At 65.8% G+C, this 23,912-nt stretch carries 18 protein-coding genes, 2 tRNA genes and 1 pseudogene; 13 read left to right on the forward strand and 8 right to left on the reverse strand.

Annotation, left to right across the window (positions count from 1 at the left end; genetic code table 11):
* Positions 1-133 precede the first annotated feature (133 nt).
* The 5 genes from serA to ilvD form a co-directional block, all read right to left on the reverse strand.
* Positions 134-1,723 carry a phosphoglycerate dehydrogenase gene (gene serA, locus NIBR502770_RS09725; RefSeq protein ID WP_141181795.1) on the reverse strand — a complete coding sequence of 530 codons (1,590 nt, stop codon included), beginning with the start codon at positions 1,721-1,723 and terminating at the stop codon, positions 134-136.
* 121 nt (positions 1,724-1,844) lie between these two features.
* On the reverse strand, positions 1,845-2,870 hold the full coding sequence (gene ilvC / locus NIBR502770_RS09730) for a ketol-acid reductoisomerase (protein WP_141160111.1): 1,026 nt from the start codon (positions 2,868-2,870) through the stop codon (positions 1,845-1,847).
* A gap of 84 nt (positions 2,871-2,954) precedes the next feature.
* Positions 2,955-3,467, reverse strand: a complete 513-nt coding sequence (ilvN, locus tag NIBR502770_RS09735) for an acetolactate synthase small subunit (protein WP_141160110.1) — start codon at positions 3,465-3,467, stop codon at positions 2,955-2,957.
* Between the two features lie 2 nt (positions 3,468-3,469).
* Positions 3,470-5,377: an acetolactate synthase large subunit gene (locus NIBR502770_RS09740; protein WP_141160109.1), complete on the reverse strand. Its 1,908-nt coding sequence runs from the start codon at positions 5,375-5,377 to the stop codon at positions 3,470-3,472.
* A gap of 380 nt (positions 5,378-5,757) precedes the next feature.
* The gene (gene ilvD / locus NIBR502770_RS09745) at positions 5,758-7,476 is read right to left on the reverse strand and encodes a dihydroxy-acid dehydratase (RefSeq protein ID WP_141181796.1); all 1,719 of its coding nucleotides are present in this window, start codon (positions 7,474-7,476) and stop codon (positions 5,758-5,760) included.
* A 258-nt stretch (positions 7,477-7,734) separates the two neighbouring features.
* On the opposite strand from ilvD, the gene NIBR502770_RS09750 reads away from it, so the two are divergent.
* The 3 genes from NIBR502770_RS09750 to NIBR502770_RS09760 all read left to right on the forward strand — a co-directional run bounded on the left by NIBR502770_RS09750 (position 7,735) and on the right by NIBR502770_RS09760 (position 10,096).
* On the forward strand, positions 7,735-8,754 hold the full coding sequence (locus tag NIBR502770_RS09750) for a hypothetical protein (RefSeq protein ID WP_141181797.1): 1,020 nt from the start codon (positions 7,735-7,737) through the stop codon (positions 8,752-8,754).
* A 118-nt stretch (positions 8,755-8,872) separates the two neighbouring features.
* Positions 8,873-9,907: a sorbosone dehydrogenase family protein gene (locus tag NIBR502770_RS09755; protein ID WP_246839663.1), complete on the forward strand. Its 1,035-nt coding sequence runs from the start codon at positions 8,873-8,875 to the stop codon at positions 9,905-9,907.
* Positions 9,908-10,020: 113 nt separating this feature from the next.
* Positions 10,021-10,096, forward strand: a tRNA-Lys gene (locus tag NIBR502770_RS09760).
* 159 nt (positions 10,097-10,255) lie between these two features.
* Here NIBR502770_RS09760 and NIBR502770_RS09765 read toward each other — a convergent pair.
* A complete protein-coding gene (locus NIBR502770_RS09765; protein WP_141161545.1) occupies positions 10,256-10,714 on the reverse strand; it encodes a MarR family winged helix-turn-helix transcriptional regulator in 459 nt (152 codons plus the stop codon).
* 96 nt (positions 10,715-10,810) lie between these two features.
* Here NIBR502770_RS09765 and bcp point away from each other — a divergent pair, with 96 nt between their 5' ends.
* From bcp to NIBR502770_RS09805, 8 genes and pseudogenes are all read left to right on the forward strand, one after another.
* Positions 10,811-11,284: a thioredoxin-dependent thiol peroxidase gene (gene bcp, locus NIBR502770_RS09770; protein WP_141181798.1), complete on the forward strand. Its 474-nt coding sequence runs from the start codon at positions 10,811-10,813 to the stop codon at positions 11,282-11,284.
* Positions 11,285-11,379: 95 nt separating this feature from the next.
* A tRNA-Leu gene (locus NIBR502770_RS09775) sits at positions 11,380-11,461 on the forward strand.
* A gap of 233 nt (positions 11,462-11,694) precedes the next feature.
* Positions 11,695-12,399 (forward strand): fasciclin domain-containing protein, encoded by a 705-nt coding sequence (locus NIBR502770_RS09780; protein ID WP_141160104.1) that lies wholly within the window; start codon positions 11,695-11,697, stop codon positions 12,397-12,399.
* Between the two features lie 162 nt (positions 12,400-12,561).
* On the forward strand, positions 12,562-14,229 hold the full coding sequence (locus tag NIBR502770_RS09785; RefSeq protein WP_246839662.1) for an ABC transporter substrate-binding protein: 1,668 nt from the start codon (positions 12,562-12,564) through the stop codon (positions 14,227-14,229).
* Positions 14,230-14,308: 79 nt separating this feature from the next.
* Positions 14,309-15,811 carry a malate:quinone oxidoreductase gene (locus NIBR502770_RS09790; protein WP_141181799.1) on the forward strand — a complete coding sequence of 501 codons (1,503 nt, stop codon included), beginning with the start codon at positions 14,309-14,311 and terminating at the stop codon, positions 15,809-15,811.
* A 69-nt stretch (positions 15,812-15,880) separates the two neighbouring features.
* Positions 15,881-19,114, forward strand: a complete 3,234-nt coding sequence (locus tag NIBR502770_RS09795) for an efflux RND transporter permease subunit (RefSeq protein ID WP_141181800.1) — start codon at positions 15,881-15,883, stop codon at positions 19,112-19,114.
* 183 nt (positions 19,115-19,297) lie between these two features.
* Positions 19,298-20,406, forward strand: a pseudogene (locus NIBR502770_RS09800) (LLM class flavin-dependent oxidoreductase).
* Positions 20,406-20,867 carry a MarR family winged helix-turn-helix transcriptional regulator gene (locus NIBR502770_RS09805; RefSeq protein ID WP_141181801.1) on the forward strand — a complete coding sequence of 154 codons (462 nt, stop codon included), beginning with the start codon at positions 20,406-20,408 and terminating at the stop codon, positions 20,865-20,867. The pseudogene NIBR502770_RS09800 and the gene NIBR502770_RS09805 overlap by 1 nt, the downstream one beginning before the upstream one ends.
* Here the strand turns inward: NIBR502770_RS09805 and NIBR502770_RS09810 are convergent.
* Together NIBR502770_RS09810 and NIBR502770_RS09815 are read right to left on the reverse strand one after the other, a co-directional pair.
* Positions 20,864-21,670 (reverse strand): transglutaminase family protein, encoded by an 807-nt coding sequence (locus NIBR502770_RS09810; protein WP_141160099.1) that lies wholly within the window; start codon positions 21,668-21,670, stop codon positions 20,864-20,866. The genes NIBR502770_RS09805 and NIBR502770_RS09810 overlap by 4 nt on opposite strands.
* A gap of 72 nt (positions 21,671-21,742) precedes the next feature.
* Complete coding sequence (locus tag NIBR502770_RS09815) at positions 21,743-22,546, reverse strand: hypothetical protein (RefSeq protein ID WP_246857456.1); 804 nt, start codon at positions 22,544-22,546, stop codon at positions 21,743-21,745.
* Positions 22,547-22,716: 170 nt separating this feature from the next.
* Here NIBR502770_RS09815 and NIBR502770_RS09820 point away from each other — a divergent pair, with 170 nt between their 5' ends.
* Together NIBR502770_RS09820 and NIBR502770_RS09825 are read left to right on the forward strand one after the other, a co-directional pair.
* The gene (locus NIBR502770_RS09820; protein WP_141160098.1) at positions 22,717-23,379 is read left to right on the forward strand and encodes a DUF1684 domain-containing protein; all 663 of its coding nucleotides are present in this window, start codon (positions 22,717-22,719) and stop codon (positions 23,377-23,379) included.
* A 25-nt stretch (positions 23,380-23,404) separates the two neighbouring features.
* Positions 23,405-23,893: a GtrA family protein gene (locus NIBR502770_RS09825; protein ID WP_141160097.1), complete on the forward strand. Its 489-nt coding sequence runs from the start codon at positions 23,405-23,407 to the stop codon at positions 23,891-23,893.
* Positions 23,894-23,912 lie beyond the last annotated feature (19 nt).

Here is a 23,912-nt window from a genome sequence, read left to right on the forward strand (position 1 = left end):
TATTGGCCGGCCTGCCGGCTACGGTCCTGAATAAGGACCCAGCCATTGTAAGCAGACCGGCCAATCATACGTGGATCCGCCGGGTCGTACCCCCGCGGAGGAGCGGCTACGGCGTTTCGGCCGGTGTGTCGCGCTAGTCTTCCAGGTCCACTTCCCGGACCATTTCGGCGCCGATACCTGCCTTGATGGCGTCCAGCACCTGCTGCGGGACGGAGCTGTCGATGGTCAGCAGGGCGAGGACCTTGCCGCCCTCATCGGAGCGCGCAACCTGCATGCCGGCGATGTTGATGTTGTTCATGCCCAGGATGTGGCCGATGGTTCCGATCACGCCCGGCCGGTCGGTGTAGGCAACCACCACGAGGTGTTCGCTGATGGGGATTTCCACCTCGAACCCGTTGATGCCCACCAGCTTCTCGATCTGCTTGGGGCCGGTCAGGGTGCCCGCCACGGAGATCTGGCTGCCGTCGCTGAGGGCGCCGCGCAGGGTCAGGACGTTGCGGTACGACTCAGTGTCGGGGGTGGTGATGAGGCGGACATTGATGCCGCGCTGCTCGGCGATGACGGGCGCGTTGACGTAGGAGACCTGCTCGGTCACGACGTCGGCGAAGATGCCCTTCAGCGCGGCGAGCTCAAGCACCTTGACGTCGAGCGAGGAGATTTCGCCGGCCACTTCGACGTCGAACTGGGTCAGGGAGGCGTGGGTCAGGGCGGTGAAGATGCGGCCCAGCTTCTCAATCAGCGGGATGCCCGGGCGGACGTCGGGGGCGATGACGCCGCCGGCGACGTTGACGGCGTCCGGCACGAGCTCGCCGGCGAGGGCCAGGCGGACGGACTTGGCCACGGAGACGCCGGCCTTTTCCTGTGCTTCGTCCGTGGAGGCGCCCAGGTGGGGGGTGACCACGACGTTGTCGAGCTTGAAGAACGGCAGGTCGGTGCTGGGTTCCTTGGCGAAGACGTCCACGCCGGCACCGGCGATTTCGCCGTCCTGCAGGGCCGTGAAGAGTGCTTCTTCATCGACGAGGCCGCCACGGGCGACGTTGACCACGTAGGCGGTCGGCTTCATCTTCTTGAACGCGTCCGCGCCCAGCATGCCCACGGTCTCGGGGGTCTTGGGCATGTGGATGGTGATGAAGTCGGACTGTGCCAGGAGTTCGTCCAGGGTGACCAGCTGCACGCCGAGCTGCGCGGCACGGGCGGAGGTGATGTAGGGGTCGTAGGCAAGGATCTTGGTGTCGAAGCCCTTGAGGCGGGCCGCCACCAGGGCGCCGATGCGGCCCAGGCCGATGATGCCGATCTTCTTTTCGAACAGTTCGATGCCGGTGTACTTGGAGCGCTTCCATTCGCCGTCCTTGAGGGCGGCGCTGGCCTGCGGGATGTGGCGGGCCAGGCTGAGGATGTGGCCCACGGTGAGTTCGGCGGCGGACACGATGTTGGACGTGGGGGCGTTGACCACCATCACGCCTGCCTGGGTTGCGGCCTTGATGTCCACATTGTCCAGGCCCACCCCGGCGCGCGCGATGACCTTCAGGTTCTTGGCCGCGGCGATCGCTTCGGCGTCCACCTGGGTGGCGGAGCGGACCAGGATGGCGTCTACGTCGCTGATCGCCGAGAGTAGCTGGGAACGGTCTGCGCCGTCGGTCTGTCGGATTTCAAAGTCCGGGCCAAGGGCCTCGACGGTGGCGGGGGAAAGTTCTTCGGCGAGCAGTACTACGGGTTTTGACACGGCTGATCCTCTGCGTTGCAGTCCTGGGGATGGAAACAAGTCTAGGCGGACGGAAAGGCCGGGCTCACATTGTTAAGTGTGAACCCGGCCTCACCATTGGGGTAAAAGCGGCGCGGCAGCCTTAGCGGGCCGCGGAGCCTTCCACGTAGTCCACGTCCTGCTGCTGCCAGGAGAACAGGGAGCGCAGCTCGCGGCCAACGGCCTCGATGGGGTGCTGCTCGGCCTTGGCGCGCAGTTCCTTGAACTCGACGGCGCCGTTGTCCTGGTCCTCGATGAAGCGCTTGGCAAACGCACCGGACTGAATGTCGGCCAGGACGGCCTTCATGTTTTCCTTCACCTCGGGGGTGATGACGCGCGGGCCGGAGACGTAGTCGCCGTATTCTGCCGTGTCGGAGACGCTCCAGCGCTGCTTGGCGATGCCGCCTTCCCACATGAGGTCGACGATGAGCTTGAGCTCGTGCAGTACCTCGAAGTAGGCGATCTGCGGCTGGTAGCCGGCTTCGGTGAGGGTCTCGAAACCGTACTGGACCAGCTGGGAAACACCGCCGCACAGTACGGCCTGCTCACCGAAGAGGTCCGTTTCGGTCTCTTCGGTGAAGGTGGTCTTGATGACGCCGGCGCGGGTGCCGCCGATGGCCTTGGCGTACGACTTGGCCAGCTCCCAGGCGTTGCCGGATGCGTCCTGCTCCACGGCGATGATGTCCGGGATGCCGCGGCCGGCTTCGAACTCGCGGCGCACGGTGTGGCCCGGAGCCTTCGGGGCGATCAGGATGACGTCGACGCCCTCCGGAGCCTGGATGTAGCCGAAGCGGATGTTGAAGCCGTGGGCGAAGGCCAGGGCCTTGCCGGGGGTCAGCTTGTCCTTGATGGAGTCGTTGTAAATGGCGCGCTGGTGCTGGTCCGGTGCCAGGATCATGATGACGTCGGCCCATTCGGCGGCGTCGGCGACGTTCTTGACCGTGAAGCCGGCGTCCTCGGCCTTGGCGGTCGACTTGGAGCCGTCCTTCAGCGCGATGACGACCTCGACGCCGGAATCGCGCAGGTTGAGCGCGTGGGCGTGGCCCTGGGAACCGTAGCCAACGATGGCAACCTTGCGGCCCTGGATGATCGACAGGTCGGCGTCATCGTCGTAAAACATTTCAGTCACTTGCGTAACTCCTCTTGAGTGGTTGTAGATAGTGGTCTTGCGGTGCTGCGGTTACGGGCGCGTGGTCCCGCCTGGGGGCAATGCCTAGGCGGAGCGGAGCGCCCGGTCACTCATGGAGCGGGATCCCCGTCCAACGGCCAGGGTGCCGGACTGCACAATTTCGCGGATGCCGAAGGGCTCCAGCACTGAGAGCAGGGCTGTGAGCTTTTCGGGATGGCCGGTGGCCTCGATGACGACGGAGTCGGTGGATACGTCGACCACTGAGGCGCGGAACAGGTCTGCGGCCTGGGTTACCTGCAGGCGTGTTGCGGCATCCGCACGTACCTTGACCAGGATGTGGTCGCGCTGTACGGAAGATTCGGGGGTGAGCTCAACGATCTTGATGACGTTCACCAGCTTGTTGAGCTGCTTGGTGACCTGTTCGATCAGGTCGCCGTCGGCGTCGACCACCACCGTCATGCGGGACACGCCCGGCACTTCGGTGGGGCCAACGGCCAGGGAGTTGATGTTGAAGGCGCGCCGGGCAAAGAGGCTGGCCACGCGGGTCAGGACGCCGGGCTTGTCCTCAACCAGGACGGAAAGTGTGTGGCGGGTCATGCTCAGTCTTCCTCTTCCCATTCCGGGGTCATGTTGCGGGCAACCTGGATCTGGTCGTTGCTCACGCCGGCGGGCACCATTGGCCACACCATGGAGTTGGGGCTCACTACGAAATCGATGACCACGGGGCGGTCGTTGATTTCGAGGGCCTTCTGGATGGTGGCATCGATGTCTTCCTCCCGTTCAACCCGGAACGACGCGCAGCCATAGGCCTCCCCCAGCTTGACGAAATCCGGGATGCGGACCGTGTCATGGCCGGTATTGAGGTCGGTGTTGGAGTAGCGGCCCTCGTAGAAGAGGGTCTGCCACTGCCGCACCATGCCCAGCGAGGAGTTATTGATAACAGCCACCTTGATGGGGATTTTGTTGATGGCGCAGGTGGCCAACTCCTGGTTGGTCATCTGGAAGCAGCCGTCACCGTCGATGGCCCAGACCACGCGGTCCGGGTTGCCCACCTTCGCGCCCATGGCCGCCGGGACGGCGTATCCCATGGTGCCGGCGCCGCCCGAGTTCAGCCAGGCGTGCGGGCGTTCGTACTTGATGAACTGGGCGGCCCACATCTGGTGCTGGCCGACGCCTGCCACGTACACGCCGTCGGGGCCGGTCAGCTCACCGATCCGCTTGATGACCTTCTGCGGTGCGATCAATCCGTCGTCCGGTTCCGTCCAGCCCAGCGGGTAGGTTTCCTTGAGGTTGTTCAGGAAAGCCCACCAGGTGGTGAGGTCCGGGGTTCCGGAAGCCTCGAACTGGCTGCGCACGGCCTCGGTCAGTTCCGGGATGATCTCCTTGACGGACCCAACGATGGGAACGTCAGCGGTGCGGTTCTTGGAAATTTCCGCAGGATCGATGTCGGCGTGGATGACCTTGGCGTTGGGCGCGAAGGTCTTCAGCACGCCGGTAACGCGGTCATCGAAGCGCGCGCCGAGCGTGATGAGCAGGTCGGACTGCTGCAGGGCCGTGACGGCGGAAACGCTGCCGTGCATGCCGGGCATGCCGACGTGCTGCGGGTGGGAGTCCGGGAACGCGCCCTTGGCCATCAGGGTGGTCACCACCGGCGCGCCGGTGGCTTCGGCGAGGGCGAGCAGCTCGGCGGAGGCGTGCGCCTTGACCACGCCTCCGCCCACGTACAGGACAGGCTTGGTGGAGGCGGCAATGAGTTTGGCCGCTTCACGGACCTGCTTGTTGTGGCCGCGGGTCACCGGCCGGTAGCCCGGCAGGTCGATTTTCGGGGGCCAGGAGAAAGTCATCTGGCCCACCTGGGCATCCTTGGCAACGTCCACCAGCACGGGACCGGGGCGGCCGGTGGAGGCCAGGTGGAAGGCCTCTGCCATAACGTGCGGGATGTCGTTGGGGTCCGTTACCAGGAAGGAATGCTTGGTAATGGGCATCGTGATACCCACGATGTCGGCTTCCTGGAAGGCATCGGTGCCGATCACGCCGCTGGAAACCTGGCCGGTGATGGCCACCAGGGGCACGGAGTCCATGTGGGCATCCATGATGGCGGTAACGAGGTTGGTGGCCCCGGGGCCCGAGGTGGCGATGCAGACGCCAACCCGCCCGGTGACCATGGCGTAGCCTTGCGCGGCGTGGCCGGCTCCCTGTTCGTGACGGACCAGCACGTGGTTCATGGTGGAGGCCATCAGGGGGTCGTAGGTGGGCAGGATCGCGCCACCAGGCAAACCGAAAATGTCGTCGACGCCGAGTTCTTCGAGCGAGCGGACGATTGCTTGCGAGCCGGTCATCACCGTCGGGGGTACGACGTTGTTCGGCCCAAGGACAGGAGAGGCGGCAGCAAGGTCGGCGACGACGGCGGCGTGGTCAGCCGTCCGGTCGGCGCGTTCCGGAGCCTTGGAGGCTCCAGCGGACTTGGTGGCCATCAGCGAGGGGCTGATGGGCGATCCTTTGCTCATCGGACTCTTCCTTGTGGATCTTCTCTGGTTTTGGAACTGGTTTGGAACGGTGGGAATAAAAAAACCCCTCGGCCTGGCGGCTTGGTGAGGGGTTTGCGCGTGACTGTTTCGTTACCAGGGGCTAATGTGCCACGCGCTTGGTAAGGACGACGACGATGCCGGCGGTAACGAAAGTCATGCGTTCAGTTTTCCCTCTTGGCGAGACGGGTGTCAACGAGCGACCACCCCATCTCACCATGTGGACTTCATTGTCCACGGATTGACCCTACCCCAAACTTCCGGCGCGGACGCCGTCAGCCCGGGGCCCCTCGGGTCAACCCTTATTAAGCCCTTCCGCCTCTGGCGGGGATCTTCCCCACGGGAGACCTCAGGAACTCGAGTCAGCCGGTCCAGGCGCCCTGGCTGGCGCTGTGGACCAGCTTGGCGTACTTGGCGAGCACACCCTTGGTGTACCTGGCCGGCAGCGGCTCCCAGCCCACCTTGCGGGCCTCGAGCTCGGCCTCATCCACCAGCAGGTCAAAGGTGCGCGCGGCGATGTCCACCCGGATCCTGTCGCCGTCCTGCACGAAGGCGATGGGGCCGCCGTCGACCGCTTCCGGTGCCACGTGGCCGATGCACAGGCCGGTGGTGCCGCCGGAGAAGCGGCCGTCGGTGAGGAGCAGGACGTCCTTGCCGAGTCCCGCGCCCTTGATGGCACCGGTGATGGCGAGCATTTCGCGCATGCCGGGCCCGCCCTTGGGACCTTCGTAGCGGATGACGACGACGTCGCCGGCCTTGATCCCGCCGTTGTCGAGGGCATCCAGGGCGCCCTGCTCCCGTTCGAAAACACGGGCGGTCCCCTCGAAGACGTCGGCGTCGAAGCCTGCACTCTTGACCACGGCGCCTTCCGGGGCCATGGAGCCGTGCAGGATGGTGATGCCGCCGGTTTTATGGATCGGGTTGTCCAGGGCGCGCAGGATCTTGCCGTCAACGTCCGGCGGGTTGATCGCATCGAGGTTTTCGGCGACGGTCTTGCCCGTGACGGTGAGGCAGTCGCCGTGCAGCAGGCCGGCGTCGAGCAGGGCCTTCATGATGACGGGCACGCCGCCGATCCTGTCGACGTCGGTCATGACGTAGCGGCCGAAGGGCTTGAGGTCGCCCAGGTGCGGGATCCTGTCGCCGATGCGGTTGAAGTCGTCGAGGCTCAGTTCGACCTCGGCTTCCCGCGCGATGGCCAGCAGGTGGAGGACGGCGTTGGTGGAGCCGCCGAACGCCATGGTGACGGCGATGGCATTTTCGAAGGCCTTCCTGGTCATGATGTCCCGGGCGGTGATGCCAAGGCGCAGCAGGTTGACCACAGCCTCACCGGACTTGCGGGCAAATTCATCACGACGGCGGTCTGCCGAGGGCGGGGCGGCCGAGCCGGGCAGGGACATGCCCAGGGCCTCGCCGATGCAGGCCATGGTGTTGGCCGTATACATCCCGCCGCAGGCGCCTTCGCCGGGGCAGATGGCCTTTTCGATGCGGGTGAGGTCCTCCATGCTCATCTTGCCGGCCGCGCAGGCGCCCACCGCTTCGAAAGCGTCAATGAGGGTGACTTCCTTTTCCGAGCCGTCCTCCAGCTTGACCCAGCCGGGCATGATGGACCCGGCGTAGAGGAACACGCTTGCAAGGTCAAGCCGCGCCGCTGCCATGAGCATGCCGGGCAAGGACTTGTCGCAGCCGGCCAGCAGGACGGAGCCGTCGATCCGCTCGGCCTGCATGACGGTCTCGACGGAGTCGGCGATGACTTCGCGGGATACCAGGGAGAAGTGCATGCCCTCGTGGCCCATGGAGATCCCGTCAGACACCGATATGGTGCCGAACTGCATCGGGAAGCCGCCTCCCGCGTGGACACCCTCCTTGGCGCCCTGGGCCAACCGGTTCAGCGAGAGGTTGCAGGGGGTGATCTCGTTCCAGGAACTGGCCACGCCCACCTGCGGTTTCACGAAGTCGTCATCACCCATCCCAACGGCCCGGAACATGCCGCGGGCGGGGGCCGCATGGATGCCATCGGTGACGACGCGGCTGCGGGGCTTGATGTCCGGTTTGTTCCCGGCTGTGGTCTGGGCGTCAGTCATAGGGGAAAGTCTAGGACCCGATCGGTGGCTGGAACGACCCTCCGGCGCCCCAAGGTTCGGAAACTCCTGAAATTCCCGCCAAATAACTGGACAGGCATCCCCATCAGTGGGTTTACGGCTGCCTCATGGCGCGCGGATGCCTCCCCGTCCTGTTTCCAGCGGGTCCTCCCCCATGCCCGCGGCATCTCTGGACAGCAGTGGCCACCCCACGTAGCGTCGGGGAAAGGACACCAATCCACCTGTATCGAAGGGCCTGCCATGGACATTGTTTTCTGGATCATCCTCATCGTCGTCATCGTCGCCGTCGTGTGGTGGCTGCTCAGACGCAACAAGTCCTCCACCGCTCCAGGAGGCCCGGCAGCCGGCGCAAAGACTGACGCTCCCCGTGCCGACGGAGCCCTGGAAGGGGGCAGCGCTGCAGCCTCCGCCGCTGCTGCGGGTACCACCGGCATCCCCACAGCGGCCGGGTTCGGCAAAGCCGCAGAGCCGGCCGCACCCGTTACTGCGGAAGAACCCGCGGAATCCTCCGCCTCGGCCGCGGCCGAGGCACCGGTTTCCGCCCCAACCCAGGATGTGACATCCAGCTCTGTCGCCCCGGAGGACTCCGGCATTTCCCGGACGGGCACTTCGGCCGGCACCGGAGCGCACGTTGACCGCCGGGATGGGGACCAACCCGCAGACCAGGCTGAATGGGAAACCCAGTGGTCCGAAGCCGGCAACGCGGGCTCCCGGTCCGGATCGTCAATTTCCGGTGCACCGGCCGCTGCGCAGCACGAACCGTCGGAGCCGGGCGCCGGAACTGAAGCGGTGTCCGGACAGGCCGCGGCAGGTGCCCGGCCGGTCCACCATAACGAGTACACGGCAGCACACGCCCCCACGCTTCCCGGCGCAGAAACGGCGGCCGTGGAGGGCGTGGAAGATGCCGGGACGGCCGAAACCCTGGACCGGACCCAGTCCTCCGCGCTGGTGGAAAACGGGGCGGACCACCACCAGCAGCCTTCCGGGCCGGGACAGGACTTCGCCCAGGCACAGGGCACAGTGGCCGTCGAACCTGGCGGACACCTGGCTGCCGATGAGCCTTACGGAGAAGGATCAGCCGCACCGGGCCCCGACGGAAGTGGACCGGCGGACTACACGGTCAAGGGCGACGCTACCGCGATGGTGTACTACGAAGAAGGACATCCGGACTATGAGCAGACCCGGGCGGAAGTCTGGTTTGAATCTGCCGCGCATGCGGAGGCCGCGGGCTTCCGCGCTCCACGGCGCAAACGGCTCTGAGAGGGTGAAGGCCTGCCGCATAGCGGCGGGCCTTTCCTGTCTGTCCGCGTGCCTTGTGCTGGCCGGCTGCACGGGCGCACCGCAGCCGCCCGCTCCGGGCACGGAGTCGGCGGCCGGCATGACAACCCCGGGAGCCGCCGTCGCCAGCCCGGCTCCCCCGGCCACGCAATCAGCCGCAACAAGTCCCGTCCCTGCCGCGCCCGTGGTTCAGGAACGGTTGGAACTGCAGTTGGACACGCCCTGGGCAGCGGTGTTCCTCCCGGACGGCACCGCCGTCATTTCCGAGCGCGGGACCGCCCTCCTGAAAACTGTCCGTGATGGCCGGGCCGCAACCCTCGGGAAAGTGCCTGGCGTGGCACCCGCAGGAGAGGGAGGCCTGCTGGGGCTTGCACTGTCCCCGCAGTTCGACGCCGACCACTACCTCTACGCCTACCTGACCACGCAGGATGACAACCGGGTGGTCCGGTTCACCGTCGATGCCGGCGCGGGCGGTTCCCTGTCAATGGGGCTCCCCCAAACCGTGTTTTCCGGAATTCCAAAAGCCGGCACCCACAACGGAGGAAGGATCCGGTTCGGCCCGGACGGTTTCCTCTACGTGGGCACCGGAGACGCGCAGCGACGCGAGCAGGCCCAGGACCCCACGGCCCTTGGCGGCAAGATCCTCCGACTCCGCGCTGACGGCAGCCCTGCGCCCGGCAACCCGTTCGGAAACGCGGTATACAGCCTGGGCCACCGAAATGTGCAGGGCCTGGCGTGGGACGATACAGGCAGGCTGTGGGCCAGCGAGTTCGGCCCGGATGTGGATGATGAGCTCAACCTGATCCTTCCGGGGGCCAACTACGGCTGGCCGGAAGTCACCGGGGCACCGCACCGCGCCGGGTTCCAGGACGCGAAAGTCGTCTGGCCCTCCACGCGCGATTCCTCGCCCAGCGGGCTGGAGATAACCGGCGGAATTGCCTACCTGGGTGCGCTCCGGGGCGAACGGCTTTGGGCTGTGCCGCTCCAGGCGGAGGAAGCCGGCACTCCTGTGGCCTATTTCACAGGAGAGTACGGCAGGATCAGGGACGTCATCCGGGCACCCGGCGGGAGCCTGTGGCTGCTCACGAACGGCGAAAACCCTGATTTCGCGCTGGTTTTGCGGCCCCTGCACTGAACCAGGAACCTTGGGAACGGCCGATTTCACTTGCACCGAAAGTTCGTGTAGAGTTTCATGTCGTTGCGGAGATCAACGGAAAAGAAAAAGCCCGGGGATGGAAGCAAAAAGATGCACCTCTAGCTCAATTGGCAGAGCAATTGACTCTTAATCAATGGGTTCCGGGTTCAAGTCCCGGGGGGTGCACCACTGGGAAAACAGCCTCCGGCTTTGTGGAAACACAAGCCGGGGGCTGTTTTATTTTCTGCCCCATTGTCGGGATTATCGGGCGCGGGGCACAAAAAAGCGCGGCGCCGGCTTTCGGGAAGCCAGGCCGCGCTTTTCTTATGCGGGCTGCCGCGTGAACGACTACTTGGCGGCGTTGTCCATCAGGGCGCCGGCATTGCTGGGAGTCGTGGAGAACTGGCTGGCCAGTTCCCGGACTACTGCCTTCAGCTCCTGGCGCAGCAGATCAGGGTCAATAGAGGAGGATGCGAGGACGGAGCGCTCCATCTCCACGGCCTGGGCAACAGCTTCCTTGCCCTGCTCGGTCAGGGAAACCACGTGGCTCCTGCGGTCCGAGGTGCTGCGGACACGGGCGATGTGGCCGTGGGACTCAAGCCGGCTGAGGGTCTTCCCCATGGTCTGGGCCTGCACGCGCACGTACTGGGCAAGCTGGGCCTGGGTCATGGGCCCTTGCGCGGCAAGGACCTCGATGGCGATAACACCGGCATGGGTGAGGCCGATGGCGCCCAGTTTTTCGTTCCAGGAGTGCTCAACGAGTCGCGCAGCAGTGGACAGAAGGCGCCCTGTGGGCCAGTGATCCATATCAGGCATAGCAGCAAGTATAGCCAAATGCCGATTAGCACTCGCTCCACCTGCTTACTAGGCTGTTGTGTCCCGCCCGCAACAAGGAGAAAAACAATGGCTGAAAGACTCGTTACCGGCGACAAGGCCCCCGCTTTCACCCTGCAGGATTCCACCGGCAAGGGCGTCAGCCTGGCTCCCCGCCCCGGCCGCTCCACCATCGTCTACTTCTACCCCGCGGCCTCCACCCCGGGCTGCACCAAGGAAGCCTGCGATTTCCGGGACAGCCTGTCATCCCTGCAGGCCGCCGGCTACGACGTCCTTGGCATCTCCCCCGACCCGGTCGAAAAACTGGCAAAGTTCGCCGCACATGAGTCGCTGACCTTCCCACTGCTCTCCGACGCTGACCACGCCGTGGCGGAGGCCTACGGCGCCTGGGGCGAAAAGAAAAACTACGGCAAGACCTACGAAGGCCTGATCCGCTCCACAATCGTGGTGGACCCGGACGGCAACGTGGCGCTAGCCCAATACAACGTCCGGGCCACCGGCCACGTGGCCAAACTCAGGCGGGACCTCAGCCTGGACTCCTGACCCGGCCACGGCCCGCCGGAGACCCCGCCCGACGCAACGCTACAATGGACTCTGGCATCCGCCGTCGAACGCTTCGCGTTCAGCCGGCAAGCCTTGCGCGAGTGGTGAAATTGGCAGACACGCAGGATTTAGGTTCCTGTGCCTTCGGGCGTGGGGGTTCAAGTCCCCCCTTGCGCACACTGGGAATCCCCCGGCTCCGGCCGGGGGATTCCTGCGTTAAAGGACGAACTCCGGCTGCCGCCCATTCGTGCCCCGAATAGAAAAATCCATGGATCACCCATCCGCCGCGGCCCACCCGGCGAATAGCCATTGAGACACCAGCCAAGGGCAGGTGCTTACCCCCATAGTCAGACTGCAAGCCGCGGACACGCTCCAAGGGCAGCAGGCTCAACGATCCAAGGAGTACTGAAATGCAGACCTTCAAGCGCACCACTTTCACCGTCGCAGGCGTTGCAGCGGCCGCTCTGCTCAGCCTCACCGCCTGCGGCGGCTCCGGCAGCACTTCCGGGTCGTCGGCGTCCTCGGCGCCGATGTCATCCGCCCCCAGCTCCAGCATGGCGTCCCCGTCCAGCTCCAGCATGGCTTCGCCGTCCGCAGGTTCCTCGATGGGCGCCATGAACCCGGCAGCAAACCTGGTTGGCCCCGGCTGCGCCGCCTACGCCAAGCAGGTACCCACCGGCGCAGGCTCGGTAGAGGGCATGGCGCTGGATCCGGTGGCCGTGGCAGCCTCCAACAACCCCATCCTCACCACGCTCACCGCGGCGGTGTCCGGCAAGTTGAACCCCAAGGTGAACCTGGTTGACACGCTCAACGGTGGCGAATTCACCGTCTTCGCGCCCGTGGACGACGCCTTCAAGAAGATCGACCCCGCCACCATTGAAACCCTGAAGACAGACGACGCCCTGCTGAGCAAGATCCTCACCTACCACGTGGTTCCCGGCCAGATCACCCCTGACAAGATCGCCGGTACGCACGCCACGGTAGAGGGCGGCTCCGTCACGGTCACCGGCAGCGGCGACAACCTCAAGGTGGACAACGCCAACGTGGTCTGCGGTGGCGTCAAGACCAAGAATGCCACCGTCTACCTGGTCGACTCGGTCCTCATGCCCAAGTAGGCCCCACCAGACCCCCACACAGGGCCGGGCCCGCCACTTCAACCGGCGGGCCCGGCCCTGGCGCGTCACAGGCTGGCCTGGGGCCGGCCACGGGCGCCGTCCCCTAGACTGGATTCCGGCCCGCATGCGGCGGAGCCGGCAGCATCCAGAGGTGATAAACGAGTGCCCAGCAGTACATCGCGGCGGACGGTCATCAAGGCCGGCGCCGTCCTCATGGCGCTGGGCGTTACGTCGTGCACAGGGCTGCCGTCCCCCTCCCCCACCTCCGGCACTCCCAGTTCCCCGCCGGCTGAGCCGCAGGCCACCTTCAATTTCGGCACCGCGGCGCAGCCCCTGGGGCTGGACCCGGCCCTGTCCAACGATGTGGAGTCCCAGCGGATCACCCGGCAGATCCTCGAAGGCCTGGTGGGGGTTGACCAGACTACCGGCAAGCCCACTCCGCTGCTGGCGACGGAATGGAACGAATCCAACGAGGGCCGCACCTACACCTTCAAGCTCCGCACCGGGGTCACCTTCCAGGACGGCACCCCTTTCAACGCCGACGCCGTCTGCACCAACTTCAACCGTTGGTTCGCTTTCCCTGCCGAGCTGCGGAAGCAGGCACCGGGCAGCTCCTTCAAGGGCGTATTCAAGGCACACTCCGACGAGCCCGGGCTGTCGATCTTCAAGAGCTGCACCGCGTTGGCCCCGGACACGGTCCAGATCGACCTCACGCAGCGATTCACCGCCTTCCTGCCGGCACTGACCCTTCCGGCCTTTGCCATGGCCTCCCCGGCAGCCCTCGCCTCCGGCAAAGCGGACGTCCTGGACCAGAACCGGGGCGGCCAGGCCATGTCAGCCTTCGCCACGAACCCCGTCGGCACCGGCCCCTTCTCCCTTGCCGCCTGGGGCACCGACAACGTCACCCTGGCCAGCAACCCGGCCTACTGGGGTGACCGCGGCCAGATCGCCACCATCAACTTCCTGGCCTACAACCACCCCCAGACCCGCCTGCAGGCACTGCTGGACGGCAAGATCGATGGCTACGACGCCGTGACCGTGGGGAACTTCGACCAGCTGGTCAAGCGCGGCAAGCAAATCGTGCAGCGCGACCCGTTCTCGGTGATGTACGTGGGCTTGAACCAGGACGTCCCGATCCTCCAGAACCAGAAGATCCGGCAGGCGGTGGAGCTTGCGATCGACAAGGAGACGTTGATCCGGAAGTTCTTTATCGACAACACCGCCAAGGCCACACAGTTTGTTCCGCCCAAGATCAGCGGGTTCAACAACGACGCACCTGAACTCGGGCACGATCCTGCCAAGGCAAAGGACTACCTGAAGGAGGGCGGCTACGCCGGGGAAGAACTGAAGTTCTATTACCCCCTCAACGTCACCCGCCCGTACCTGCCCACGCCCGAAAAGGTGTACGCCGAACTCAGCCGGCAGCTCACCGCCGTCGGCTTCAACATCAGGCCCGTGCCCGTTGACTGGTCCAACGGCTACCTCCAGAAGGTCCAGTCTGCCGGCGACCATGCCCTCCACATCCTTGGCTGGAACGGGTCCTATTCGGACGCGGACAACTTCGTCGGGCCACTCTTCGGGGAGAAGAACGGCGAGTTCGGGTACCAGGATCCCCAGGTCTTCTCGAAGATCAACCGGGCACGCGGGCTTCCTGAAGGGAAGGAGCGGGATGACCTTTATCACACCATCAACACCCAGATCGCCGCGACGGTGCCGGCTGTTCCCATCGCCTTCCCCATCTCCGCACTTGCACTCTCGGACCGCGTGCTCAGCTACCCGGCGTCGCCTGTCTTAAATGAAGTTTTCACGAAGGTGCAGCTAAAGCCTTGACGGCCCGGGCCAATTTCAGTAAGAGGGCCGGGCGGGGATATTCTGTGACAGCCAGAGCCGCTGCAATCGGAGACTGATCGTGACCTTCATTTCCAAGACCCCACACGCCGACGTTGTCCTGATAGGCGGCGGCATCATGAGCGCCACGCTGGGGGCATTCCTCAAGCAGTTGGAGCCGACCTGGACCATCTCCCTGTTCGAGCGGCTGGACCAGCCCGGCCTGGAAAGCTCGGACCCCTGGAACAACGCAGGAACGGGCCACGCCGCCCTCTGCGAACTGAACTACTCGCCCGCGGCCAAAGACGGCTCGGTCAGCCCCGCCAAGGCGCTGCTCATCAACGAACAGTTCCAGCTTTCCCGCCAGTTCTGGTCCCACCTGGTGGACAACAGCCTGATTGGTTCGCCCAAGGGCTTTATCAACACCGTCCCGCACATGAGCTTCGTGATCGGCGAAGACCACACCCGCTTCCTGAAGACCCGGTACGAGGCACTGAAGCCCCACCCGTTGTTCCGGAGCATGGAGTACTCAGAGGACCACGCCCAGATCGCCAAATGGGCACCGCTGATCGTCAAGGGCCGCGACCCCCAGCAGCGCATTGCGGCCACCCGCGCGGCCGAGGGCACCGACGTCGACTTCGGCGCACTGACCCGTGAACTGACCACGTACCTTGGTAACAACGGCGTCGAAATCAACTACGGCCACGACGTTACCGGGATCTCCCGCGCGTCCGACGGCGGCTGGGACCTGGCGCTGAAGTACCCCAAGTCGGGCGAGCACGGCAAGATCCACGCCAAATTCGTCTTTGTCGGCGCCGGCGGCGGCGCCCTGCACCTGCTTCAGGCCTCCGGCATCCCCGAAAGCAAGGGCTACGGCGGGTTTCCCGTCTCCGGCCAGTTCTTCCGCTGCACGGACGAGACCATCGCCGCCCAGCACAGCGCCAAGGTCTACGGCCAGGCCTCCGTGGGTGCGCCGCCCATGTCCGTTCCGCACCTGGATACCCGCTACGTCAACGGGAAGCGCTCGCTCCTGTTCGGCCCGTATGCAGGCTTCTCCACCAACTTCCTGAAGAACGGCTCGTACCTGGACCTGCCCCTGTCCATCCGCCCCGGCAACATCATTCCGATGCTCGCCGTTGCCAAGGACAACATGGACCTCACCGCCTACCTGGTCAAGGAAGTGGTCAAGCGCCACGACCAGAAGGTGGAGGCACTGCGCGAGTACTACCCGGAGGCAAAGGGCAGCGACTGGGAACTCATCACCGCCGGCCAGCGTGTACAGATCATCAAGAAAGACCCGCAAAAGGGCGGCATCCTCCAGTTCGGCACTGAAGTGATTGCCGGCCGCGACGGCTCCATCGGTGCGCTCCTGGGCGCTTCGCCGGGGGCGTCCACCGCTGTCCCCATCATGATCGAGCTGCTCCAGAAGACGTTCCCCAAGAACTTCAAGGGCTGGCAGTCCAAGCTCAAGGACATGATGCCCGGCTATGGGGTGAAGCTGGATGAGAATCCGGACCTCGCCGCGGAACTGGAACGGGCCACGGCCAAGTCCCTCCAGCTGGAGAGCGTTTCCGCCAGCCGCTGACCCTGCCGGGGCCAGCGGCTGGCACCCCCAGGGCTTGTACCAGTCACTTAGACCCCCAGGAGACCACCCATGTTCCGGTTGGCGCACCTTTCCCTGGCGAACCGGGCCCTGATCGCGCTGATCACCGTCTTCGCCTCGGTGTTCGGCGTGATCACCATGTCGTCGCTGAAGCAGGAGCTCATCCCTTCGATCGAGTTCCCGCAGATCACCGTGCTCAGTTCCATGCCGGGGGCATCCCCCGAAGTGGTGGACAAACAGGTCAGCGGCCCCCTTGAAAAGGCGCTGAACGGCGTGGAGGGGCTGGAATCCACCTCCTCCACGTCGCGGACCGGCGTCTCCCAGATCACCATGGTGTTCACCTACGGATCGAACCTGGACCGGGCCCGGAACCAGATCGACCGGGCCATCTCCAACGCCAAACGGACCCTGCCCAGCGACGTCCAGCCGCAGGCCATCGCCGGCAGCATCAGCGACTTCCCCATTGTTTTCCTCGCCGTCTCGTCGGACAAACCGCTCAGTGAACTGAACGCGGACCTGCAGCGCCTCAGCGTTCCCAGGCTGCAGAAGATCGACGGCGTCCGGAGCGCCGACGTCACGGGTGGCGCCTCCCAGCACATCGAGATCCTCCCCCGCACCGACGCCATGGCAGCGGCGGGGGTAGGCGTCACCGCCATCCGCGACGCCCTGTCCAACAACGGCGCCCTGGTTCCGGCCGGAACACTCCAGGACCAGGGCAAGACCCTCTCGCTGCAGATCGGCAGCCCGGTGGATTCACTCGACGCCATCAAAGCACTGCCGCTGACCGGAGCCAAGAACGCAGCGACCATCGGCTCCGTTGCCGACGTCTCCCTCAAGGACGATGAGCGCACCTCCATTACCCGCACCAACGGCGCCGAGACGCTTGCGGTCTCCGTGACCAAGAAGCCCGAGGGCGACACGGTAGGGATCTCGCACGCGGTCCGGGACTCGCTGAACAACCTGGAGGCAGAGCTGGGGTCGAACGCCAAGTTCACGCCCGTCTTCGACCAGGCCCCGTTCATCGAAAAGTCCATCAAGGACCTCACCACCGAAGGCCTCCTGGGACTGGGATTCGCCGTGGCCATCATCCTGCTCTTCCTGATGTCCGCACGGTCCACGCTGGTCACGGCCATCTCGATTCCGTTGTCCCTGCTCATCACATTCATCGGCCTGTCGGCCACCGGCTACTCGCTGAACATCCTGACTCTGGGCGCCCTCACCATCGCGATCGGGCGCGTGGTGGACGACTCGATCGTGGTCATTGAGAACATCAAGCGGCACCTCAGTTACGGCGAGGAAAAGTCGACGGCGATCCTCACCGCCATCAGGGAAGTTGCCGGGGCCATCACCGCCTCGACCCTGACCACGGTGGCGGTGTTCCTGCCCATCGCCTTCGTGGGCGAACTGGCAGGCGAACTGTTCCGGCCGTTCGCCCTGACGGTCACCATGGCGCTGCTGGCATCGCTGCTGGTCTCGCTGACCATCGTTCCGGTGCTGGCCTACTGGTTCCTGAAGAACCCCAAGGGCGGCCCCGCCGGCGCGGCCGCAGGATCCCCCGAGGCGCGGCGCATTGCCGACGAGGCCAAGGCAAGGGCCCACGACGCCGAGCAGCGCAGCCGGCTGCAGCGCGGCTACCTGCCCATCCTCCGGTCCACGCAGAAGCACCCCGTCATCACCCTGGTGGCGGCTGTCCTGGTGCTCGGTGCCACCGGTGCCATGACGCCGCTGCTGGCCACCAACCTCCTGGGGAACTCTGGGCAGAACAGCCTGACCGTACGCCAGGTGCTTCCGCCGGGGACCAGCCTGGCCGACACCAGCGCGGCGGCTATCCGCCTCGAAGGCGTGCTGCGCGGCCTCGACGGCATCAAGGACGTCCAGGTGACGTCGGGCAACGCCCAGGCCGGCTTCGCCGCACTGACCTCCACCGGCTCCTCCAACTCGACATTCACCGTGGTGACTGACGAAAAGGCCAACCAGGAACGGCTCCAGGACACCGTGCGGACCGAGCTGGCCAAGGTGCCTGATTCCGGAAAGATCTCCGTGGGAACCCAGCAGGGCGGCTTCGGCACCTCGTCCACCGTGGACATTACGCTGAAGGCTGCCACCAGCGCGGACCTGCAGTCGGCCAGCGACACCATGGTTGCCGCCATGACTGGGGTGCCCGGCACCAGCGAGGTGGCCAGCAACCTGGCTGCCAGCAACCCGGTGGTGCAGGTCAAGGTGGACCGGGCCAAGGCCGCGGCGGCCGGCCTGAACGAGGAGCAGGTGGCCGGCGTGCTGGCCTCCACGATCAGCCCCATCCCGGCAGGCACGGTGCGGATCGACACTAACGACTTCCCCGTCCGCATTGGCCAGGGCACCAAGTTCACCAGCATCGACGCCGTCCGGAATATCCCGCTTCCGGCGGCCGGCCGGCCGGTCACGCTGGGAAGCATCGCCGCCGTCGAGCAGGTGGACGTCCCCGTCTCCATCACCGCCAGCAACGGCGAGCGTACCGCCAAGGTGTCCATCACGCCGTCGGGCTCCAACCTGGGTGCCGTGAACACCGAAGTCCAAAAGCGCCTCGCTGACGTCCAGCTTCCGCCGGGGGTCACTGCCACTATCGGTGGTGCCACCACCCAGCAGGCCGAATCCTTCCGGCAACTTGGCCTGGCCCTGCTGGCGGCCATCGCCATCGTGTATGTGATCATGGTGGCCACCTTCAAGTCCCTCGTGCAGCCGTTGATCCTGCTGGTCTCGGTTCCGTTCGCGGCTACCGGTGCCGTGGCCCTGCTGCTGCTCACCGGGGTTCCGCTGGGACTGCCGTCACTGATCGGCATGCTGATGCTGGTGGGAATCGTGGTTACCAACGCGATCGTGCTGATCGACCTGATCAACCAGTACCGGCAGCCCCGCGACGGCCGGCCCGGCATGAACGTGGCGGATGCCATCACGAACGGCGCCCGGCAGCGCCTCCGGCCCATCCTCATGACGGCACTGGCAACGGTCTTCGCCCTGACCCCCATGGCACTGGGCCTCACGGGCGGCGGCGGGTTCATTTCCCAGCCGTTGGCGGTGGTGGTGATTGGCGGCCTGGTGTCTTCCACGGCCCTGACCCTGGTCCTGGTTCCCGTGCTCTACCGGCTGGTGGAAGGCCGGCGGGAAAAGAAGGCGCTTCTGCGGGACCTGCAGGCCCGCCCTGAGGGTGGACCCGGTTCGGACATCGACGCCGAGTTCAGGGACTGGACCACCGGCCAGGTCCCCAAGGTCAGCGGGCGCCGGGCGGCCCCCGGCGGTGCCGAATAGGGCCTGCGTTCCGGCGATGCCCGCACCACCCCGTGGTGCGGGCATCGCCGCGTCCGGGCACGTGTTCCCCGCGGGGGAATAATCCCCGCGGCGGGGTGTTACAGAAGTCAATAGATGCAAACGCATCTAAATTGGTCTACACTGGAACCAAGCCCAGCAAGTCCAGGAACGGAAAGGCACGTCATGCAGATCGGTGTTTTCAGCGTCAGCGACATCACCACGGACCCCACCACAGGCCGTACCCCCACCGAGCACGAGCGCATCAAGGCCTCGGTTGCCATCGCCAAAAAAGTCGAGGAAATCGGCATGGATGTCTACGCGATCGGCGAGCACCACAACCGGCCTTTCTTTTCCTCCTCCCCTACCACCACGCTGGCCTACATCGCGGCGCAGACCGAACGCATCATCCTCTCCACGGCCACCACGCTGATCACCACCAATGACCCGGTGAAGATCGCCGAGGACTTCGCCATGCTCCAGCACCTGGCCGACGGCCGCGTCGACCTGGTCCTGGGCCGCGGCAACACCGCGCCGGTCTACCCGTGGTTCGGCAAGAACATCCAGGACGGCGTAGAGCTGGCCATCGAGAACTACAGCCTCCTGCGCAAGCTGTGGGACGAGGACACCGTGAACTGGTCCGGCAAGTTCCGCACACCGCTGCAGAACTTCACCTCCACCCCCGTCCGCTGGACGGTGTGGCTCCCTTCGTCTGGCACGGTTCCATCCGCACGCCGCAGATCGCCGAGGTGGCCGCGTACTTTGGTGACGGCTTCTTCGCCAACAACATCTTCTGGCCCAAGGAGCACTACCAGCAGCTGATCGGCCTCTACCGGGAGCGGTACGAGCACTACGGCCACGGCAAGGCCGACCAGGCGATTGTGGGACTCGGCGGACAGTTCTTCATGCGCAAGAACTCCCAGGATGCGGTGAAGGAATTCCGCCCCTACTTTGACAACGCACCGGTCTACGGCCATGGCCCGTCGCTGGAGGACTTCACCTCGCAGACACCGCTGACCGTGGGCAGCCCGCAGGAAGTCATCGAGAAGACCCTGGCCTTCCGCGAGTACTTCGGTGACTACCAGCGCCAGCTGTTCCTTATTGACCACGCCGGCCTGCCGCTCAAGACCGTCCTGGAGCAGCTGGACCTGTTCGGCGAGGAAGTGCTGCCGGTCCTCCGGAAGGAGTACGCAGCGCTGAAGCCTGCGCACGTTCCGGAACCGCCCACCCACGCAGGCCGCGTGGCCGCCCTGCTGGCGTCGCAGGATGCCGGCACTTCAACCCCGGTGGCGTAATGGCTGCCGGAGGACAGGAATCGCCGGTGCGGCTGGCGGCGGAGACCTGGGAATCGCTGTTCCGGGCGCAGGTAGCCGTCATGCGGAAGCTGCAGTCAGGGCCCGCATTCCGGAAGCTTGCGGTGAACGAGTACGACGTCCTGTTCACGCTTTCCCGCTGCCCGTCCGGCTGGCTGCGGCTCAACGAGCTCAACGATAACGTCCTGTTGAGCCAGTCCAGCCTGAGCCGGCTGGTGGAGCGGCTCGAGAAGCGCGGCCTCGTGGCCCGGATGCCGGCGCCGGAGGACGGCCGCGGCGTGCTGCTCAAGCTGACGGACGAGGGCCGCGAACTCCAGAAGGAAATTGGCCGCGAGCATGTCCGGGACATCTCGGCACTGGTGGGACCGGCACTGACGGCCGCCGAGCAGAAAGAGCTCATGCGGCTTACCGACAAGCTGCGGAACTCGCTGGGGAAGCGCTAGCCCAGCTGCACCAGCCGGGCGGGGTCCTCAGCCGGAAGGTCCCCGTCCACCACTGCGGTCACGCGCAGCTGGTTCAAAACCAGGCTTCCGCCCACCGTGGAAAGGAAAGCCGTATCCGACGAATCACGGCCGGCAGTAATGCGCAGCATCGACTCCCGCGGGGCAAGCCCCGTGGGGTCGATGACGTGCCACGCACCCTCCACATGGGCTTCCGCCACGGCGTGGAAATCCATGGGACTCAGGCCGGGGGCGTAGACAGCCGCGAGGCGGGCCGGGATGTCCTTGGACCGCAGCAGGGCGATGGCCAGGTGCGCGAAGTCCCGGCAAACGCCCCGCCTGCTCAGGAGCGTCTCCACCGCGCCATCCGTGCCACGGGAGGAGCCGCTGATGTACCGCAGCTCGCCGTTGACCCAGTCGCGGACGGCATGCACCAGGTCCGCCCCGTGGACTCCGCCGAATTCCGCATAGGCCGTCGGCAGCAGCCTGTCAGACTCTGCATACCGGCTGGGGCGTACATAGCGGATGCGGTCGGCCAGGTCCGCTTCTTCGGGCACGGCGCGGCCGGCCACCGTGGCCGAATATTCCACCGTGACTTCGGTGGGTTCGGCGAATTCCATGTAGTGGAACCGGCCCCCGTGGTGGTCCGATATCTCCTTGAGGGGAACCTCCGCTCCCCCCGCCGTCACGGACAGGGACTCCGCAAAGGATGAGTAGCCGCTGTTCCTCGCCACGGCGACGGCCATGGCCACCTTGGTGTTGGCGATGGTCCTGAAGGCGAGGCGGGCGGAAACAGAGCGTTCCATGAATCTCCGGGGGTGTTGGGGGTGGAAGGCAAGTCGGGCGCCCCGTCACCTGGTGGGCCGCGGGCAGCGCGACTAGTTTTTGACCTTCAGCGACATTAGCATCCGCTGCACATTGGCGAAGTCAGGGCTCCCGTTGACGTACTGGGCCGCCTGGCCCAGGGTGTCGAACGCCTTTGCCGGGGCCACCTTTTCATCCGGAGCAAAGGCTTTGAGGGCCACGAGGTCCCCAAACGAGTAGTCGCCCTTCCCGGCCGGCCCACGCACCACGTTGCGCAGCTCGCACGCCTTCCCGTCGGTGCCACCCACCAGGTTGGTGATGCCGTAGGAACCGAAATAGCGGTAACCCTGGATCACCCGGAAGACCATGCGGGGCGGGATGGTTCCCTCCCCGTCCTGCGCGGCGAGGTCGAAGGGCACGCTGCTGATCACGGTGTACGGGTGCTGTGCGGCGTCCGGGCAGTCAACGGACGACGACGGCAGTCCCGTCCGGAGCGAAGCCATGAAGGTCCCGTCGGGCCTCTTCACGTCAACCTTCAGTCCGCCGGGAAGGACGCCTTCCTCCGTGGCCACGGACTGGGCGATCCAGTCCACCGGGAGGTCGAAGCTGACGGTTCCTGCGGGATCGGAGAAGGTCTTCCAAGACGTTGCAGTGGGCACCGGCTGCGGCTCGCCGGAGGCGGTCGGAGACGGTGACGTGGCCCCGGCCGGCGGGGCTGTTCCGGACGTGGCTGTTCCGGATACCGGCACCGCAGAAGGGTCCGGCTGAGCCGTCCATCCTGGGCCGGCTGCCTGCGGCCCGGAACACGCTGCCAGCAGGACCGCTGCAGCCGCGAGGGAGATACCGGAAAGAACAGACTTCAGTGGCGCACCTGTCATGACGCCAGCCTAACGGCGCCTTTCCTCTCTTTCCCGCCTGCCGTGGCGGTGTTTCCGGCACCTGACGCCGTCCCCCGGCCGGACCGTCCCCCTGCCGCCGGCCGCGGTGCGGGCGCAGGCGTGTCGCCGTCGGGCATTTGCCACTCCGGGCTGGGACTAGGCTGGAGGTTATGTCGCAAGAGCAGCACGGCGCAGCCGAAGAGAACCCCGCGGACATTTCGGCCCTGGACATCGTCGATTGGCGGCTGCGGACCTTTGCGCTTTACGACAACGTCCGCCGGATCTCCGCGGATAACCCGTCCGAGGCCCACTCTTACTGGCGCCACCAGCGGGACCTGATGTTCGCCACTCATCCGGCTTCGGCGCTGACCGCAGCGGACAAGGCCCGCTTTTCCGGCCTGAAGACCGCGGACTATGACCCCATCTACCGGTTCCACGTCCCGCTCACCAAGGAAGGCGCGGGCCGGGAGCTGAGCGTGGACACCGGGACCGACGGCGTGGTGAACCTCGTGCGGCTTGGCACCTTCGACCTTCCCGAGATGGGCCAGCTGGGGGTGTGGAAAATCCACGGATACGGGGGCGGAATCTTCGTTCCGTTCCGCGATGCCACGGCGGGCCAGCCGGGCGGCAGCTACGGGGCGGGGCGCTACCTGCTGGACACGATCAAGGGCGCATTCCAAGGGGTCCAGGGGTCCGGGCCGGATGCCATGTTCGTCCTGGACTTCAACTTCGCCTACAACCCCTCCTGCGCCTATAACGAGGCATGGGCCTGTCCGCTGCCCGGGCCATCCAACCGGCTTGCAGTGGACATCCCCGTGGGCGAGCTGTATTAATGCCGGCCGTTACCGGTAATACCGCGTGAGGGAAGGCCTGTCCGCTCCCGCCGTCACGGAAACAGCGTCCCGGCAATTTCCCGCCACCAAGCACTACCGTGGTGTGCTGCGCTTTCCGGTCATCCGGCAGTTGCTGCGTTTTTCCGGCGTCGGGGTCATCTGCACCGCGGCGTCCCTGGGGCTTTACGCGCTGCTGCGCCCGTGGCTCGGCGCCCAGCTGGCCAACGCCGTGGCACTGGTCCTGACGTCGCTGCTGAACACCGCACTGAACCGCCGGCTGACGTTCAAGATCACCGGCGAACAACGCCGTTTCCGCGACCACCTCAACGGCGTCGTGGTGATTGCCGTGGCCTTGGTGATTACCGGCAGCAGCCTCGGAGTGCTGCACTGGTTCAACCCGGACGCCAGCGTGGGTGACGAACTGGTTGCCACCACGCTCTCCGGTTTCCTGGCCACCGCGGTGCGCTTCAGCATGCTGCGGCACTGGATCTTCCGCCGGGCACGGCACCGCTAGGGCACCGGACCTGGGACTC

Origin of the sequence: Pseudarthrobacter sp. NIBRBAC000502770 (assembly GCF_006517815.1) — a bacterium.
GTDB lineage: Bacteria > Actinomycetota > Actinomycetes > Actinomycetales > Micrococcaceae > Arthrobacter > Arthrobacter niigatensis.